The sequence below is a fragment of the Pseudomonas asuensis genome (genome assembly GCF_014646755.1).
Lineage (GTDB): Bacteria > Pseudomonadota > Gammaproteobacteria > Pseudomonadales > Pseudomonadaceae > Chryseomonas > Chryseomonas asuensis.
The window spans coordinates 507,088-524,645 of sequence record NZ_BMNW01000004.1 but is presented as its reverse complement, the minus strand read 5'-3'; the positions used below and the strand labels follow the sequence as shown (position 1 = coordinate 524,645).

18 protein-coding genes and 1 pseudogene are annotated in these 17,558 nt (G+C 54.4%); 13 read left to right on the top strand and 6 right to left on the bottom strand.

Annotated features, from left to right (window positions below; translation table 11 throughout):
• Positions 1–412 precede the first annotated feature (412 nt).
• Complete coding sequence (locus IEX86_RS11930; RefSeq protein ID WP_188866325.1) at positions 413–820, top strand: lysozyme inhibitor LprI family protein; 408 nt, start codon at positions 413–415, stop codon at positions 818–820.
• 5 nt (positions 821–825) lie between these two features.
• Here IEX86_RS11930 and IEX86_RS11925 read toward each other — a convergent pair whose 3' ends face one another.
• Together IEX86_RS11925 and IEX86_RS25915 are read right to left on the bottom strand one after the other, a co-directional pair.
• Complete coding sequence (locus tag IEX86_RS11925) at positions 826–1,197, bottom strand: antibiotic biosynthesis monooxygenase family protein (RefSeq protein ID WP_188866324.1); 372 nt, start codon at positions 1,195–1,197, stop codon at positions 826–828.
• Positions 1,194–1,948, bottom strand: a pseudogene (locus IEX86_RS25915) (CTP synthase C-terminal region-related (seleno)protein). Before IEX86_RS25915 ends, IEX86_RS11925 begins: the two are co-directional and overlap by 4 nt.
• 96 nt (positions 1,949–2,044) lie before the next feature.
• Between IEX86_RS25915 and IEX86_RS11915 the strand changes: the two are divergent.
• Positions 2,045–2,908, top strand: a complete 864-nt coding sequence (locus IEX86_RS11915) for a LysR family transcriptional regulator (protein WP_188866323.1) — start codon at positions 2,045–2,047, stop codon at positions 2,906–2,908.
• A gap of 289 nt (positions 2,909–3,197) precedes the next feature.
• A complete protein-coding gene (locus tag IEX86_RS11910; protein WP_188866322.1) occupies positions 3,198–3,413 on the top strand; it encodes a hypothetical protein in 216 nt (71 codons plus the stop codon).
• Between the two features lie 62 nt (positions 3,414–3,475).
• Here the strand turns inward: IEX86_RS11910 and IEX86_RS11905 are convergent, their stop codons facing one another.
• On the bottom strand, positions 3,476–4,306 hold the full coding sequence (locus IEX86_RS11905) for an NAD-dependent protein deacetylase (protein WP_188866321.1): 831 nt from the start codon (positions 4,304–4,306) through the stop codon (positions 3,476–3,478).
• 666 nt (positions 4,307–4,972) lie between these two features.
• On the opposite strand from IEX86_RS11905, the gene IEX86_RS11900 reads away from it, so the two are divergent.
• From IEX86_RS11900 to IEX86_RS11890, 3 genes are all read left to right on the top strand, one after another.
• A complete protein-coding gene (locus IEX86_RS11900; protein ID WP_010796231.1) occupies positions 4,973–5,650 on the top strand; it encodes a response regulator transcription factor in 678 nt (225 codons plus the stop codon).
• Positions 5,647–7,035, top strand: a complete 1,389-nt coding sequence (locus IEX86_RS11895; protein WP_188866320.1) for an ATP-binding protein — start codon at positions 5,647–5,649, stop codon at positions 7,033–7,035. The genes IEX86_RS11900 and IEX86_RS11895 overlap by 4 nt, the downstream gene beginning before the upstream one ends.
• A 62-nt stretch (positions 7,036–7,097) precedes the next feature.
• On the top strand, positions 7,098–7,553 hold the full coding sequence (locus IEX86_RS11890; RefSeq protein ID WP_188866319.1) for a YiiD C-terminal domain-containing protein: 456 nt from the start codon (positions 7,098–7,100) through the stop codon (positions 7,551–7,553).
• A 2-nt stretch (positions 7,554–7,555) separates the two neighbouring features.
• On the opposite strand, the gene cysQ is transcribed toward IEX86_RS11890, so the two are convergent.
• Positions 7,556–8,392 carry a 3'(2'),5'-bisphosphate nucleotidase CysQ gene (gene cysQ / locus IEX86_RS11885; protein ID WP_373290424.1) on the bottom strand — a complete coding sequence of 279 codons (837 nt, stop codon included), beginning with the start codon at positions 8,390–8,392 and terminating at the stop codon, positions 7,556–7,558.
• Positions 8,393–8,445: 53 nt separating this feature from the next.
• The gene (gene nudE / locus IEX86_RS11880) at positions 8,446–9,012 is read right to left on the bottom strand and encodes an ADP compounds hydrolase NudE (protein WP_188866318.1); all 567 of its coding nucleotides are present in this window, start codon (positions 9,010–9,012) and stop codon (positions 8,446–8,448) included.
• Positions 9,013–9,146: 134 nt separating this feature from the next.
• Between nudE and yrfG the strand changes: the two genes are divergently transcribed.
• The 7 genes from yrfG to IEX86_RS11845 all read left to right on the top strand — a co-directional run bounded on the left by yrfG (position 9,147) and on the right by IEX86_RS11845 (position 17,012).
• Positions 9,147–9,809: a GMP/IMP nucleotidase gene (gene yrfG / locus IEX86_RS11875; protein ID WP_188866317.1), complete on the top strand. Its 663-nt coding sequence runs from the start codon at positions 9,147–9,149 to the stop codon at positions 9,807–9,809.
• Between the two features lie 209 nt (positions 9,810–10,018).
• Positions 10,019–10,906 carry a LysR family transcriptional regulator gene (locus IEX86_RS11870; protein WP_188866316.1) on the top strand — a complete coding sequence of 296 codons (888 nt, stop codon included), beginning with the start codon at positions 10,019–10,021 and terminating at the stop codon, positions 10,904–10,906.
• A 115-nt stretch (positions 10,907–11,021) separates the two neighbouring features.
• On the top strand, positions 11,022–11,870 hold the full coding sequence (fdhD, locus tag IEX86_RS11865) for a formate dehydrogenase accessory sulfurtransferase FdhD (RefSeq protein WP_188866315.1): 849 nt from the start codon (positions 11,022–11,024) through the stop codon (positions 11,868–11,870).
• Positions 11,871–11,872: 2 nt separating this feature from the next.
• On the top strand, positions 11,873–14,194 hold the full coding sequence (locus tag IEX86_RS11860; RefSeq protein WP_188866314.1) for an FdhF/YdeP family oxidoreductase: 2,322 nt from the start codon (positions 11,873–11,875) through the stop codon (positions 14,192–14,194).
• 93 nt (positions 14,195–14,287) lie between these two features.
• On the top strand, positions 14,288–14,899 hold the full coding sequence (locus IEX86_RS11855) for a nucleotidyltransferase family protein (protein ID WP_188866313.1): 612 nt from the start codon (positions 14,288–14,290) through the stop codon (positions 14,897–14,899).
• Between the two features lie 75 nt (positions 14,900–14,974).
• The gene (locus IEX86_RS11850) at positions 14,975–15,982 is read left to right on the top strand and encodes an LLM class oxidoreductase (RefSeq protein ID WP_188866312.1); all 1,008 of its coding nucleotides are present in this window, start codon (positions 14,975–14,977) and stop codon (positions 15,980–15,982) included.
• Positions 15,983–16,022: 40 nt separating this feature from the next.
• Positions 16,023–17,012, top strand: a complete 990-nt coding sequence (locus IEX86_RS11845) for a zinc-dependent alcohol dehydrogenase family protein (protein WP_188866311.1) — start codon at positions 16,023–16,025, stop codon at positions 17,010–17,012.
• A gap of 26 nt (positions 17,013–17,038) precedes the next feature.
• Here the strand turns inward: IEX86_RS11845 and IEX86_RS11840 are convergent, their stop codons facing one another.
• A complete protein-coding gene (locus tag IEX86_RS11840; RefSeq protein ID WP_188866310.1) occupies positions 17,039–17,491 on the bottom strand; it encodes a GNAT family N-acetyltransferase in 453 nt (150 codons plus the stop codon).
• Positions 17,492–17,558 lie beyond the last annotated feature (67 nt).

Below are 17,558 nucleotides of genomic sequence, written 5' to 3'. Positions count from 1 at the left end.
CAGAACCTGTTTCGACAGCGGGAGGCGTATTCTACACAAGCCCAGGGGCTTGTCAACCACGCTTCCCTCCTCCGCTACCATCAGGTCTGGACCTGAACGCTACCGGACAGCTAAGTCATTGATCTACAAGACTTTTTGCCGTTCCGTTGCAGCGGAAGTGGGGCGCATTATAGGCCTATGAATCAGCAGGTCAAGCTTTATTTGAATAGGCTTTGGTAAAATCTTTTCTGTGTCTAATTATGCTGTTGCAAGGCGTTAGCTCACAGGCTTTTCCTAGGTATACCGAGCTCTCCATCCAACGCGTATGACTTATATATCTTTAAACGGTAGTCATGCGGGTTAATAGTAACAGTGCTCTATGCTTGCTAAATCTTTAGATACGCCCAGCAGCACGCCAACAAGCGAGGAATACATGAGGCTTTATTTGTTTGCTTTTGGTCTTACCGCTCTTTTTGCTTTTCAGTCAGCAGCCGCAATCGAGGAAGATGATTACTCCGCCACGTTTAGCTCGTGCCTTGATGAGTCCAAGGGCACGACCAAGGACATGCTGGACTGTATATCTGCAGAAACAAAGCTTCAGGACATGCGCCTTAATGAGGCCTATCAAAATACAATGGCGGCCTTTAGCGAGACACAGATGGGTAAACTTAAAGAAACCCAACGCTTGTGGATCAAATACCGGGATGCCAACTGCAGTCTTTATGCAAATGCAACAGGCGGTACGATTGATGCGTTGAATACGGCGTCTTGCTTATTAGATATGACCAAGGCCCGTGCTGATGAGCTAGAGCGCTTTACAGAGCAGGATCCTTCCCTTTAAACAACTTACTCACCATTCGTTAATCCTTTACTAACGAAAGCGGATTTGTCGGTTTTATCCAGAGAGTATGCACGCTCTATTTTTGCGATCTGAACACTGTACCCTTCGTACCATTTGGTGCGCCCTTTTAAACGTGCCTGCTGGTGCTCGGACTGATCTCTCCATGCTCTTATAGAACGCTCATCAGCCCAGTAAGAAATGGTCACGCCAACACCGTCTTCCCTCCTTGCAGACACTACCCCCAAGAACCCTGGCTGCTCTTGTGCCAACTTGAGCATACGCTTAGCAGTCTCAGGGTACTCGCTTTCTTGAGCACTTCGCTTTGAGATAAAAATAACTGCATAAACTGCATAACATGACGTAGAGGGAATATTCATTTCCCTTTCCTTCCAGCCAAGACGGCCTGAGTGATGCAGGCCTCTATAAATGCCTTAACAAGAGGTGGCAAGAGGCCTTTCAAGGCCTGACGCTCTGATTGGAAGAGAGTAGCAATAAAGAAGGGATGGTTATGCAGCTCAACAGCCCGAACCTCTGCCGCTGCGTTGTACCCTGCTGCTTTGAGCCTGCCAGAGAGTATTTTTGCTTCAATATCTGTATTAAGGCCATAGGCACAGCGGTATTCTTCGTAGCTCCCTGTAGCCCCATACGCTTTGGAGATGCAAGAGCCAGGGGTAAAAGTTACCTGCTCGCTTCTTTCTATTCTAATGCACACTCAAGCGGGCTGACTATAGGGTTATTACTTGCCAGTGCGGTTTCAGCATGTGCAGCGTTGGCCCAGTTCAATTCGTTACGAGCGTATTCGATCAGTGCGTATTGAAACCCAGCACAGCTACCTAAAAAGGGTAGCGCGCGAAGCCTTGCGTATTGAATAGCAGATAAGACGCCCTCCTCGCTTTGATAAGGGCTGCCGGGTGTGCACCATATCCCGTCAAATGCCTCAAAGATTGTCTCCTTTATATCGGCTGTAGCTACCCATTGGAAAGCAAGAGGTACCTGCATGCTCTGTTGAGCCAATTGCAAGGCTAGTGGAATAGCCTTATGCGCTGTGATGTTAGGATTATAGTCACCTATCAGGGCAACCCGAACATTTTGCCTATTTGTAGAGGTGTCTCTTACCGATGCGCTCATAAGCCTCTCCTGTATAGTTGTTGTTTCTTGAGCAGACACTATAAAAAGAGATGGACATGCCCACTATTGGCGCGCTGGCATGCTGGTCTTGCATAAATGCATAATCGACTCGACTACTCTGATCTTGCGCTGATCCTTGCATTAGTAAGAGGCGGCTCGCTCTCACGCGCGGCCGAACGGCTTCGCGTAGACGTATCGACGGTGTTTCGTTCTATTCGGCGTCTTGAAGCATCATTAGGCAGCGAGTTATTTGAGAAGAAGCGAACCGGCTATATGCCTACACCGACTGCCTTGCTGCTGGCGGATCAGGCTGAGCGGGCCGAACATGCCTTAGATAGCGCGCGGGCTAGTCTTGCATGTGCTGAAGCCAGCGCAGGCACAGTACAGCTGACCTGCACTGAATCCGTATTAGAAAGCCTTGTAGCCCCAGCGCTTGCCGATGTTCTGCCGGCTTATCCACAGTTGACCCTGGAAATAACAACCTCTGATAGCTTCGCCAACCTGAGTAGGCGAGATGCGGATATTGCCTTACGGCTGACAAAGATACCCCCTGAACATCTTGTAGGCCGCTGTTTGGGAGAGGTGTCTTATGTCCTGTGTGGACAGGCTAGCTATCTGGATCAAGTTAAAGATAGGAGTTGGGATACGCTAACCTGGGTATCACTCGATGACTCATTTAATGACCACCCTACAATAACCTGGCGCCAACACCATTACCCCAACCTCGTTCCACGGTATCGTTGCCAGAGCATACATGCCGTTACGCAGTTGGTACGTTCAGGGTTAGGCGTAGCCATTCTGCCGCACTTTGTAGTGCAGGCAGATCCCGAGCTTTATCCGCTAAGTCCTCCGTTAGCCAATTGCGACAGTGAACTCTGGATTCTTATACGTGCAGATGGTCGTGTACTGCAGCCTGTGCATACTCTTTACAGAGCATTAAGCGAGGCTATTTTTCTCTGAGTACGCCAGCAGTCAGGGCAAGTCCCCTTCATTTAAAAGCTATTCATATGGGACTTGATGACTGCTCCATAAGGTTTCTGCTGTACAGGAGCCAAGTGAAATCCTGCCCAGGCCGGGGCTTTCAATGCCATTGGTCGCCGAGGCACACCAAGAGTCAGACTATATGCTTGCAGCATCAGATTTTATAGTTTGATTAATGTAGGCTGTGCGCCTCTTGGTTAATGGTGCGTTGCAACCTCACTCGACACCAAGCCAACATACTCTGCTCATTTATGGAAAGCTTGCCGCCATGGCTCAATCAAATTCCTGCTTATCCGCACAGCAAGAAATTGACTCTCTGCTGGATCATCTACAGGCCGCCAATGATTTGATCGAGCACGCACTCGCCATGATTGCTCAGGTTCATCGTGGAGAAAAAAGTCCTGAAGAACTTAAGCCGCTGCGCGATGCATTCAGCTCGGTGATTAGCCTGCAGACACCTGAACACTTCGCTATTCGGCATTAAAGTAGCTGCGACCAATCTGCTTTATTGAAAGGTGCCAAGGGTACCTTTCTCTTACCTGCCTTTTATCCCTGCGCAGCTAACCAAGGCAGTATGTCTTGGCAGGGGGTTTCTATCTTTAAAGTACATATCGTGTCAGCACGCGTCTTGCCTATGTTGATCAGAATTAAAGGCTTACCAAGCTCTACAATCAGCTTGCATAGACGAAAGCTCGAATAGGCCATCAGGGACGTGCCGATTGCAACCAATGCTTGAGCCTGCCGTACGCCTTCCCAGGCAGCTTCAGCTGAGTCTGCTGAAACCCCTTCGCCAAAAAACACGACATCTGGCTTGAGTAACTCACTACCGCAGCAAGGGCAACCAGCCAAACGAAAGCCATTAAGATAAGAGGCTGCCAGATGAGCATCTCCATCGGGTGCCAGAACAGCATTGATATCTTGTAAATCAGGATTCCTTTCCTTTAGTTCAGCCTGAACGTCTTCGCGCTGCATGCGCTTGCCACAATCCAGACACACTACTCGATGCAGGTTGCCATGTAGCTCTGTGACACGGTGACTGCCCGCCTTTCCATGCAGCGCATCTACGTTTTGTGTAACGACTCCTGAAATATGCTGCCCTGTCTCTAGTTCAGCCAGTGCTTTGTGCGTTGAGTTAGGCATGGCATCACGTACGGCTGGCCAGCCCACCATGCTACGTGCCCAATAGCGCTTTCGGGCCTCAGGAGAGGCCATGAACTCTTGAAACATCATGGGCGCCTTACCCCGGCGCACTCCATTGGCGTCACGGTAATCCGGAATACCTGACGCAGTACTAATGCCTGCACCCGTCAGTATCAGCGGCTTGCGGTTGTAAATAAGCTCTTTCAGATCGGACAGCTCTTTTTCAAAATCAGGCATGACGGCATCTTCATCATTTAATAATGGACTAGCTCGGCAGCGACGCTGAGCAACAAAGCGCAGCCCTATGCGAGCACAACCCTATAAAAATTACGCGGGTAAAAGGTGCTTCCTTAACAAGGATGGCGCTATCACACGTCAAAAGTTGACCGCCTGTCGTCCTTTCAATGAAAAAGCGTCGATCTTGTATCGTTCAGCTCTTGTTCAGCCCAGATTCAGAAAGTATTCAGCCACTCTGGCGTAGTCTGAAACTGTCAGAAGATGCTCCAGTGAGGAGGCCCGATCATGATGTATCCCCAGCTGGCTGCTGCGTTCCCCGCTCCGACCGACGCAGCCGGTTCACATGTATCGGTAACTTCCTCATGTTCTTCGGCGATGTTCCTTGCAGCTCCATTGTGCACAGGCCAGTTCATCCCTGGTGGTGCATAGCCACTTTCCCCAGTGGCAGTTTCTCGATCCCCATGAAGTGCTCCTGACCTCTCCCCATCGGAGAGGTTTTTTTTGTCCGATACAAATGACCCACATCCAGAACCCTTTCCTTTATCCTCCTTTACCGAGTACTTGCCCTGATAGAAGGGCACAACACTCACCGTACCGGTCAGAAGTCGAGGATAATGACCTATCGATTCGAGTTGACCTTTGTTTGCCGAACATTCAGGAACACCCATGAAAATTCTCGTCGTCGAAGACGAAAACCTGCTCCGTCACCACCTTAAGGTGCGCCTTAGCGAAGCTGGGCATGTGGTCAATGCCGTAGGTAATGCCGAGGAAGCCCTCTATAACGCGCGCGAATTTCACCATGACCTAGCCATTGTGGATTTAGGCCTGCCGGGCATGAGCGGACTTGACCTGATCCGCCAGCTTCGCACGCAGGGTATGGCTTTGCCGATTCTGATCCTCACTGCTCGCGGTAGTTGGCAGGACAAGGTGGAAGGCCTGGGCGCTGGTGCCGACGACTATGTCGTCAAACCGTTTCAGTTCGAAGAGCTGGAAGCGCGCCTGAATGTATTGCTGCGCCGCTCCGCCGGCTTTATCCAGCCTAGCATCAAGGCCGGTAACCTGCGCCTGGATCTTGGTCGCCAGCAGGCTTTCAATGAAGAGCAGCCTCTGCAGCTGACGGCCTATGAGTATCGTTTGCTGGAGTACCTTATGCGTAACCACCAGCAGGTCATTACGAAAGAGCGCCTGATGGAACAGCTTTATGATGACGATGGCGAGCATGACAGCAATGTTATTGAGGTATTAGTTGGCCGCCTGCGGCGCAAGCTGGAAGCCTCATGCGGCATGCAACCTATTGAAACGGTCCGCGGACGTGGCTACCTGTTTACCGAGCGCTGCCAATGATCCGATCGTTCCGCCTGCGCCTTCTGTTAAGTGCGGCCCTTTTGGTCATCATCTGTCTGGGCTTGATGATCCCGGCCATTGGCAAGGCGTTTGACGGGACGGTAGAAAACTTCGTAGCCGCTCGCCTTGAGGCCAATGCCAATACGCTGATTGGTGCGGCGCGGGCCATCGACGGGCGTCTGGCGATGCCGGAAATGATCGCCGAGGAGGTCTTTGACCGTCCGCAGTCACCTATTCTGGGGTATGTATACGATCAGAATGGTCGCTTACTCTGGCGCTCCCGCTCTGCGGTACGTGAACGACCCAATTATCGACCAACATTTGATGGGACTGGCGTCAAGCTGGTCAAAACCACAGATGATGAGGGCCGTGGCTTTTTCGTTTTTGATCGTGAAGTCCTGCTGGGGAATCCGCCGGTGGCAGGCTTTAGCATCGTCACCATGCAGCCTGCCGAAGAATATGATCGCCTGCGCAGCGGCTTTATGCATCAGGTTACGCTTTGGCTGAGTGGCGTCCTGTTCGCCCTGCTGATCCTTCTGGCTGTAGGGCTACATTGGAGCCTGCGCCCGCTGCATCGTTTGAGTCGCCAGCTGGATGCCATCGAGACGGATCAGCGCGATCTGCTCGATGAAAAGAACGTGCCCAGCGAGATCAGCCGTTTGATCCGCTCACTCAATCGTCTTCTCGACTTCGAGCGCCTGCAGCGGGAGCGCTATCGCGATACGTTGGGTGATCTGGCCCATAGCTTGAAAACGCCTCTGGCTGTTCTTCAAGGCGTCACAGAAGACCTGCGCCGAAAACCCAGCCTGGAGCATGAAGTCTCTGCCCTTCAGGTTCAGATCGAGCGCATGAATCAACAGGTCGTTTTCCAGCTTCAACGGGCCACACGCCGTGGCGCGGTGCTAAGCAGACCGCTGGAGCTGCAACCACTCGTGGAGTCACTGTTCAGCACGCTGGACAAGGTATATGCCGAAAAGAAGGTCCAGTCTTCACTGCATTTTCCGCCGGGCATGAAAGTCCAGGCCGAGGAAGCCGCCATGCTGGAGGTCTTTGGCAATCTCTTGGAAAACGGTTATCGCCTGTGTCTGACCCAGGTACAGGTCAGCGCCCAGTTCATTGATGACAGCTGGATCATCGATATCGAGGATGATGGCCCCGGTATTCCAGCCGAGCGACGCGATACGGTCTTGCGCCGTGGGGTGCGTATTGACAGCCGTCATCCGGGTCAAGGAATTGGGCTGGCTGTCGTTCAGGACATTCTTGAAGGCTACCGGAGCGCCCTGACTATCGATGATTCTTCGTTAGGTGGTGCTCGTTTTCGCTTTCGTCTGCCAAGCGTCTCCCCTGAACGTCCCCGATTAGGGCACAATGAAGTCCGGACGTGACTTGCAAGTCAATGTTTGCGTCTGCCCTGTTACCCCCGCCATTTGCTCTATAGGACCCCGGCATGGAACGCGATTGCCGCCACCTGGAATCACTGTTGTACCGCGATATCCCGATCACTCAGGCCCTAGGCCTACAGGTGAAGAGTTGGGAAGCGCATTCCCTGCGTCTGCACGCGCCGCTCGATGCTAACGTCAATCATGCCCACACGATGTTTGGTGGAAGCCTCTATTGCATCGCCGTACTGGCGGGCTGGGGCTGGCTCTATCTGCGCCTGCGCGAAGCAGGCCTGGAAGAGGAAGGCCATATCGTGATTCAGGAAGGTCAGATTGCTTATCCCTTGCCTGTGACCACAGATGCCATCGCGCTGTGTGATGCCCCCAATGAGCGTGACTGGCAGCGTTTCGAGACCATGTTCCGCCGTCGCGGCCGCGGTCGTCTGACGCTGCACTCTCGCATTCTGGCTGCCAACGGTGAAGACGGCGTACGCTTCACCGGACAGTACGTGCTCCATAAGTAATATCAGGCCTGGCGGGATGCCAACTCGACGAGCGTGTCCCGCCAATGTGCCTCAGCCGGTAAGGCCAGAAAAGAAGGATTGAGAAAGTCTTCTCTTGCCTCATACGTTAATAGCTCGCCTTTGAGGTTGAGCACAGTACCACCAGCACCTTCCAATACGCCTTGAGCGGCGGCCGTGTCCCATTGAGAAGTCGGTGCCAATCGGGGATAGCAATCCGCGGCCCCTTCAGCCAGCAGGCAAAACTTTAACGAGCTGCCAACACTGGCTAGCTTGATCTCGCCCAGATGCTCACTAAGCCCAGCCAGGAGCTGCTCCTGAGCAGGACTGCTGTGTCGGCGGCTGGCAACAACCGTAAAGCCCTGCACGGGTGTAGGCCGGACATTGATCTCTTCGCCTTCCTCCCCTCGAATACGCCAAGCGCCCATTTCCGTTCCGCCGCAGTAATACAGGTCACGCGTTGGCACACCGACTACACCAAATACGACACGACCCTCTTCCACCAATGCGATGTTGACGGTGAACTCTTCACTACCGGAAATGAATTCCTTGGTTCCATCAAGCGGGTCGACGACCCACCAGCAGCGCCAACGGGCGCGCTCTTCCAGAGGGATATCACAGGCTTCTTCTGAGAGTACGGGGATGTCTGGAGTCAGCGCGGCCAAGCCTTCGCTGATGACACGATGGGCAGCCAGATCGGCCGCGGTCACTGGCGAGGCATCTGCCTTTTCCGTTACGGCAACATTATTGCGCCAATATGGCAGGATTGCTGCGCCAGCCTGGCGAACCAGATCGACGACGTTAAGCACCAGCGGTGCAGTAATGGAGACGGGCACCATCATAGAAACCTCCAAATACAGATGAGGCCGCCTCAATAACGACCGCACAGTGAATATCAGGCGGCGAATTCGCCACGCTGGATCAACAGATCTCGCACAAGATAGAGCGCAGCCAACGCCCGTCCCTCAGTAAAGCGGGGATTATCCATCAGACTGAACAGCTCGCGCAGGCTAATCTTGTCCACCTCGATCGGCTCGGGCTCATCGCCTTCCAAACGTTCGGGGTAGAGATCACGTGCTAATACGACATGAATCTTCTGGTTCATATACCCAGGTGACAGAGAAAGCTGCGTCAGGTATTCAAGCTGACGTGCACCATAACCTGCCTCTTCCTTGAGCTCGCGGTTGGCACCTTCCAGTACAGTCTCATCCTTCTCGACAAGTCCCTTGGGCAAGGACAGTTGATAGTCTTCAGTACCGCCGCAATATTCTTCGATCAGCAGTGCATGTTCGTTATCAATCATGGCTACGACCATGACTGCGCCTGGGCCGGTCCCCTTGTTGGCCAGTCGCTCATAGGTGCGTTCTTCGCCATTGGAAAAGCGCAGCTCGACCTCCTCAACAGTGAAAAGACGACTCTTGGCAACGATCTGACGGGCAAGCACAGCGGGTTTTTGGCGCATAAACGGCTCCTGAACGAATCGGGTCGGCTATCATAACGCGCCTTGTTTAAAATCCGTGGCCGGGGCGATCTGTCTTGGCGCAATCACGAAGGACTACTCACCACGTTATGGTTGAGTCCTGAAAAGAGGAAGCCATGCCTACCCTTGCCTGGAACCAGATCGACACCGTCCTACTGGATATGGACGGCACGCTGCTTGATTTACACTTTGACAATCATTTTTGGCTGGAATATCTCCCACAGTGCTACGCAAAGCATCATGGACAATCATTTGAATGGGCCATGGCCGAACTTGAGCCGCTGTTCGAGAAAAATGCTGGCAAGCTGACCTGGTATTGCCTGGACTACTGGAGTGCTCAGCTGGGGCTCTCGATTACCACGTTAAAGCGGGACATTGCCCATCTTATCGCCTTGCGTCCGGATGCCGATACGTTCCTGTCTGCCATCCAGGCGGCGGGCAAGCGCGTCGCGCTGATCACCAATGCGCACCGGGACTCGCTCTCGCTGAAGCTTGAACGTATCGAACTCGCTCCTTATTTCGACCGGATGATCAGTTCTCACGACTACGGCTTTCCCAAGGAGGATCAACAGTTCTGGTTCGCGCTCCAGCAGGACTTCGGCTTTGATCCTGCACGTACGCTGTTCATTGACGATAGCCTTCCTGTTCTGCGCAGTGCCCAGCGATACGGGATTGCTCACCTGCTGGCCGTACGCACCCCCGATAGCCGTCAGGGTCCGCGGGACACGGCCGAATTCGAGGCAGTAGAAGACTACCGAGAGCTACTCCCTCCTCAGTAGACAATTGTTACTGTTACATCCCTGTCTACAAGCAGTGCAGATGCTCATCCATGGGTTGGCCTTGCTGATGAGGCGGCGCACTGCTTAATGTGCCTGCCATGCAGTACCGAGCAGGTGCCCTTCGTCATTCAATTCTGTTTCTTTATCTATCTACGGCGCTATGCTGATAGATTCTGTCTTTATACTGCCGGAAGCCTGTCCGCCTGATCATGGACATCAAACAGCTCAAATTCCTGATTGCCCTCGATGAGACGCGCCACTTCGGCCAAGCGGCCGAACGGTGCTACGTCACTCAGCCAACCCTTTCGATGCGCCTGCGCAGCCTTGAAGAGGAGCTGGGGCTTGAGCTGGTGCGCCGGGGCCAACGCTTCGAAGGCTTCACCGAAGCAGGTCAGCGCATTCTGGCCTGGGCTCGAACCCTTATGGCGGCGCATGAGGGGCTTTATGCGGAAGCTGCTGCCTATAAGGGGCAACTGGTCGGTACTCTGCGCCTGGGGATCGTCCCCCTGGCCAGCTACGACCCCATGCCTCTGCTGCATCACCTGCGCCAGCTGCACAGCAATCTGCGCTTTCAGTTATCGGTGCTGAGTACCGAACATATTCTCGAACAGCTGGCGAGTAACCAGCTCGACCTGGGAATCTCCTATCTCAGCCATCTCAACGATCAAATGTTTGAAAGCCAGTCTCTGACCGAAACCCGAATGGGCCTGTTGTTCGACCAGCGTCACTTCCAATTTGAGGAGCCAGAGTTGAGCTGGGAGCGGGTAGCCGATTTGCCCCTTGGCCTTCTTACTGGGGGAATGCATTTTCGCCAGTCCGTCGACCATGGCTTTCGCAGCCGCGGCCTAACGCCTCGACCTGTGTTGGAAAGCGATGCGGTGCACCTGCTTCTGCAGGCCGTCAATGCAGGGTTGTGTTGCGCTGTAATGCCGCTCAAAGGCGGATTCGATGCACTGACCGAGCACTCCTGTCTGCTTCCTATTCAAGGTGGACGAGCCTTGGCACCCCTCGGACTGATCATGCGTCGTACAGCGCCTCGCCTGCCTGTAGCGGAGGCCTGCTTTGCCGAAGCGCGCTTACTCTACTCAAGCAAATGAAGCAGGTCGCTTGATAAGCCCCATCTATCGGCATATTGGTACCAGCGATTAGACGTCGCCCTTCAATAGGCTTAGGCTTTGATATGTGTCAAACAGCCGCAGGCTAATTGCTGCTATGTCTCGCTCGAATCCGCACACCGATACACCCTCGGAACAGCCCGCCAGCCAAGCGCTGCACGGATATACCTATGCCGAGCTGAAAACCCCGGAAGTCACTGGCCAGACGCCACTGGCTGAGGAATGCGCTGTTGCCATTTCCTACAATGGCATTAGCCATACCGTCATGATGGCTACACCTGCCGACATTGAAGATTTCGTTGCGGGCCTTAGCTTAAGCGCCGGAATCATTCATTCCATCGACGACATCTATGGCATGCAGGTGCGCCGCGTCGGTGAAGCGCTCAATGTTGAAGTCGAAATTTCCAGCCGGACGTTTTGGGCTTTGAAAAACCAGCGTCGCCAGATGGCTGGAACCAGCGGGTGCGGCCTGTGTGGCGTCGAGGCGCTTGAACAGGCGCTGCCGCAACTGGATCGCCTGCGTAAGGTGCAACTGCCACCTGCCGAGCATCTGGCTAATCTGCGCCAGCGGATCAACGAGGCTCAACAGTTGGGACAGCGCAGCGGCGCAGTCCATGCGGCCCTGTTTGCCGATGCTGAAGGCGAGCTAGGCCTCTGCCGTGAAGATATTGGCCGCCATAATGCGCTGGACAAGCTGATTGGTGCATTGATGCGGCAAAAGATCAGCACCCGCGCAGGCTTTGTGGTTGTTACCAGCCGATGCAGCCTTGAGTTGATCCACAAGGCCGTTCGCGCCAACCTCGCAACGCTCGTCACCCTCTCTGCACCCACAGGCCTCGCTGTGGAGTGGGCGCGCCGGCATCGTCTCAATCTTATTCATTTACCCCATCAGTCTCCGCCTCGCGTGTATAGCCCGGCGCCGCTCATTCCAGAACATCGGGAGTAGTCATGAGCAAGCAACAACGTTCCTATAAACCCTACCAGGGTCCTGCTGCAGGCTGGGGCGCGCTGAAAAGTGTCGTGCACTTCTGGCTCGATAGCGGCAAGGCGGTCAAGAACATCCGAACCCTGCTCAAGACCAACCAGGACCACGGCTTCGACTGCCCGGGCTGCGCCTGGGGTGAAGCGCCGGAAAATGGCTTGGTAAAATTCTGCGAGAACGGCGCCAAGGCGGTGAACTGGGAGGCAACCAGCCGCCGTGTAGACGCGGCGTTCTTTGCCAAGCACAGCGTTAGCAGCTTGAGCACCCAAAGTGACTATTGGCTCGAATACCAGGGTCGCCTAACTGAACCGATGCGTTACAACCCGGCAACGGATCACTATGTACCGATCAGCTGGGATGATGCGTTCAAAACCATTGCCACCCATCTAAAGGCTCTGGAAAACCCAAATCAGGCCGAGTTTTACACGTCCGGCCGTGCCAGTAACGAAGCAGCATTCCTGTATCAGCTGTTCGTAAGGGCCTACGGGACCAACAACTTCCCCGACTGCTCCAACATGTGCCACGAAGCCAGCGGAGTGGGCCTGGGGCGCAGTATAGGCGTTGGCAAGGGCACTGTGACCTATGAGGACATGGAGCACGCCGATGCGATCTTTGTAGTGGGCCAGAACCCTGGTACCAACCACCCACGCATGATTGAGGTCTTGCGTAACGCCGTGAAGCGCGGGGCTCAAGTGGTCTGCTTCAACCCGCTCAAGGAACGAGGGCTGGAGCGCTTTCAGCATCCCCAAAACCCGATCGAGATGCTGACCAATAACTCCTTACCAACAAACACGGCCTACTTCCGCCCTGCCCTGGGCGGGGATATGGCTGCCATGCGCGGAATCGCCAAATTCCTGCTGCAATGGGAGCGTGAAGCGCAACTCAATGGCAAGCCAGCTGTGTTTGATCATGATTTCATCCAGAAGCAGACCTTGGGTATTGATGAGTACCTGGCAGTGCTGGATGCCACGTCCTGGGAACACATTGTTCAGCAGTCGGGTTTGACCCTGGCCGAGATCGAGCAGGCTGCACGCATGTATGCCAAGGCCGATCGCGTGATTATTTGCTGGGCCATGGGGGTAACCCAACACCGCCATTCCGTCCCAACAGTTCAGGAGATCGCTAACCTGCAATTGCTACGTGGCAATGTGGGCAAGGAAGGCGCGGGGCTGTGCCCTGTACGTGGCCACAGCAACGTACAAGGCGATCGCACCATGGGAATCGATGAAAAAGCCCCGGCCTGGCTCAGCGATGCCCTGGAAAAGCGCTTCGACTTCAAGGCGCCTCGCGAGCGTGGTCATAACACCGTGGAAGCTATCGCAGCCATGCTGGCGGGCGAAGCCAAAGTCTTTATTGGACTGGGCGGTAACTTTGCCCAAGCGACTCCAGATACACCGCGCACCCATCAGGCATTGCGTAACTGTGACCTGACCGTACACATCGCGACCAAGCTTAATCGCAGCCATCTGGTGACTGGCAAGGAAGCATTGATCCTTCCGTGTATAGGCCGTACTGAGCTAGATATGCAGGCCACGGGTAAGCAAGCCATTACCGTAGAAGACAGCTTTAGCATGGTCCATGCCTCGGCAGGTGTGCTCAAGCCGCTTTCTCGTCAGATGCGTTCCGAACCGGCCATTGTTGCGGGAATCGCCAAGGCGACTCTGGGTAATCATCCGGTCGACTGGGAATGGCTGATCGAGGACTACGACCGCATCCGTGACCTGATCGCTGATGTGATTCCGGGCTTCAAGAACTTCAATGTGCGCCTGGATAATCCTGGCGGCTTCTACCTGGGCAACAAGGCGCGTGATCGCGTCTGGAATACGGCAACCGGCAAGGCCAACTTCGCGCCCAGCCAGTTGCCGCTGGACCTGATTCCCGAAGCGGCACGCCAGAACGGTCAGAAGCCAGATCTGATTCTGCAGACCATGCGCTCGCATGACCAGTACAACACCACGGTATACAGCCTGGATGACCGTTATCGCGGGGTGAAAGGTCAGCGTGATGTCGTATTTGTTAACGAAGCGGATATCCGCCGCCTGGGCTATGAGCCCGGTCAAAAGGTGGACATTGTCTCCCTGTGGGATGATGATATTGAACGCCGCGTCAGGGGTTTTACCCTGCTGCCATTCGATATCCCGGAAGGTCAGGCAGCGGCCTACTACCCCGAGACCAATCCGCTGGTACCGCTGGAGAGCTACGGCGAGGACAGCTTTACGCCTACCTCCAAGTTTGTGGCCATCCGGGTAGAGCCAGCCCATAGCAATACTATCGCTTCGGTCGCCTGATACCGAGCCGGTAGCCTGCCGTCGACAATGACGGCAGGCCTCTTTCATGGCAGGGCTCTATACTAAAGAGCCCAATGCCATCACCTCTCTCCTATGCATCGCCTCTCCCATTGGATAGCTGAAGACTCGCTGCGCTCTCAGATACTGACCTGTGTGGCCGGGCTACACCTGCCAGACGCTTGGGTAGCGGCAGGCTTTGTCCGTAATCTGGTCTGGGATCGTCTGCATGAGTACAAGACGTCTACACCACTGACGGATATCGACGTCATCTACTTTGATTCTGCCTGCATTGACCCTGAAAGAGACGCAGCGCTTGAAAGGCAACTTAAGGCTTGCATAGCCCTGCCTTGGTCCGTCAAGAATCAAGCGCGCATGCATACCCGAAATGGAGATCTGCCCTACCACAGCAGCCTGGATGCCATGAGCTACTGGGTAGAAGTAGAGACGGCCTTGGCTGCCCGCTTGCTGCCTACTGGACAGGTAGAAATCGCCAGCCCGTTTACGCAGGCGGGCCTGTTCAATCTCTACGTAACGCCCAACCCCAAGCGCTGCAAGCCGGAGGCTTTTAGACAGCGACAGCGCGAGAAAGGCTGGGCGCGTCAGTGGTCAAAACTCCAGTTTCTGCCTGCAGTGGATATGAGGCTAAACCAGCCGGATTTAGAGTCTGACAGGAAAAATTGTTTTTCGAACTCGAACAACTCATGAGACTCCATTGCCTACCGGTTACACTCATGGAAGATCGGTCATTATGGATATCAGGCTCAGGGACCCAGGAATTTTATGAACGCTGCATCGCTCCCTCTCGATCATCCCTTTGCTCACCACAACGGCTTTAGCCGGGTCTTTGCGCCTGACACGCTTACCTTGGGCTTCATTCTTCCGGTGGCGAGCTACCCGAACGAGCCAGGGCCATCGCTTGAGCATCATGCTGAACTGACCCAACTGGCCGATCAGCTGGGCTTTGCTGCGCTCTGGGCCAGGGACGTACCGTTTTACGATCCAGGCTTTGGCGACATGGGGCAGGTCTTCGAAGCGTTTACCTACCTGGGCTTTCTGGCTGGCACAACCAAGCGTATTACCCTGGCGACCGGCAGTGCCGTAATTACCCTGCGCCACCCGCTGCATTTGGCGAAGATGGCGGCCTCGGTCGATCAGCTCTCCAGCGGGCGGCTCATACTGGGTATCGCCTCGGGGGATCGACCCGTCGAGTACCCGGCCTTTGGTCTGGAGGATGAATATGAGCAGCGCGGAGACCGTTTCCGCGAAGCATTCGAGATGTTCCGTCTGGCCAGCGAAACGTCCTTCCCTAACGGCGACTTCGATCGCTTTGGCGACCTGCAAGGTCTAGCCGATCTGGTACCCAAGCCGTTCAGTGGCCGTATTCCAGCATTCGTTACAGGCCGCAGCCGCCAGGCAATGGATTGGATTGCAGCCAATGCCGATGGCTGGTTTTATTATTTCATTGGTGTCGAGCATGTCGCGGCCATCACCACACTATGGCGCGAGACCATCAAGCGTGTAACCGGTGAGGATACGTTCAAGCCCTTTGCCCAAGGTATGTTCTTTGACCTGGCTGAAGATCCGGATCAGGCGCCTATGCCTATTCATGCCGGACTCAGAATCGGCCGCCGTTATCTAGTGGACTACCTTGAGCATATGCAGCGTCGTGGGGTTAACCATGCCGCCTTGAACCTGAAGTCTTCCCGCCGCCCGGCCAAGGAGGTGGTCCAGGAACTGGCTGAATACGTTCTGCCGCACTTCCCTTCCCATGAACCTCTTGGGCTGTGAGGACTCAAGAGAACTCAGACTTAACAAGGGAGAGTGCTCCATGCCCCGTACCGTACGCTTTCATGAAACCGGTGGTCCAGATATACTCAAGATTGAAGACGTAGACGTCCGCTCACCTCAGCCAGGTGAAGTACAGATTCGCACAAAAGCGCTAGGCCTGAATCGTGCCGAGGCTATGTACCGCGCTGGTCAGTACACACATCAGCCTGTATTTCCGGCCATCCTCGGATACGAGGCGGCAGGTGTTATCGAGGCGGTTGGCGAGGGTGTTACTGAGTTTGCCGTAGGCGATACCGTAAGCGTCATACCGGCTTTCTCGTTCGAGCAATATGGCCTGTATGGAGAGTTGGTTAATGCGCCTGCCCATGCAGTGGTGAAGCATCCTGACGCCCTTTCCTTTGAAGAAGCGGCGGCTACCTGGATGATGTTTACAACCGCTTATGGTGCGCTGGTGGATATTGCTGATATGAAGGCTGGCGATACGGTCCTGATTCGCGCGGCTTCCAGTAGCGTAGGATTGGCTGCTATCCAGATTGCCAACTTTGTCGGCGCAACACCTATTGCGCTTACCCGGACGAGTCACAAGCGACAAGCGCTGCTCGACGCGGGTGCCAGACACGTCATTGCGACCGAAGAGCAGGACCTGACGGATGAAGTCATGAAGCTCACTGACGGCAAAGGCGCCCGTATTGCCTTTGATCCAGTAGGTGGGCCGGACGTGCCCAAGATTCTGAAGGCACTTTCATTCCTGGGCATTTTCTTCCAGTACGGCGCATTGAGTACCGAGAACCTGTCGCTTCCGGTCATGGACGTGCTGGGCAAGGACCTCACCATCCGCGGCTATCAGCTATTTGAAATCACTCAAGACGCTGACCGACTGGCCAAGGCCAAACACTTTATTCTGGATGGCCTGACCCAGGGCAAGCTGAAGCCTCAAATTGCTAAGACTTTTCCATTGGAGCAGATTGCCGAAGCTCATCGGTATATGGAGTCCAATCAACAGGTCGGCAAGATCGTCGTCACCGTTTGATCTACAACTGAGATAGGCCGTCTCGATTACGCCTGTCGAGGCGGCTCTGTCGGGTCATGATCCAGATGCATGACCTTTTCCCATTGACCTGTCATGTCATCAAAGCGCTCATCCATCACCCCAAAGCCGTGCCGCTCGTAAAAAGCTACTGCACGTACATTCATGCTGTAGACGGATAGCTCAAGGCGCGATTCGATAGACTTGGCATGCTCCAACAGAAGGCTACCGATTCCTTCGCCTTGGTGGGCCGGGTCCACAAACAAAGCCGCCAATACATTTTGCTGCAATGAGCAAAACCCCAAAACGGCCTGATCGCGTACGTACACCCAGTTTTCGGCGCTGGGCAGATACTTTTCTTTCATATCCCGCCGTTGGCTGCGCCAGAAACCAGGCTCGACGCCATCATGTGCCTCAATAGAGGCTGCCAACCAAATCGAGACCATCTGCTCATGCTCAGCGTCTTTCGCTTTACGGATCATCGTATCCCTACCTTCTCAGCTAGGCCAAGACGTTACCTTCATGAACAATATTGATAATGACCATGAA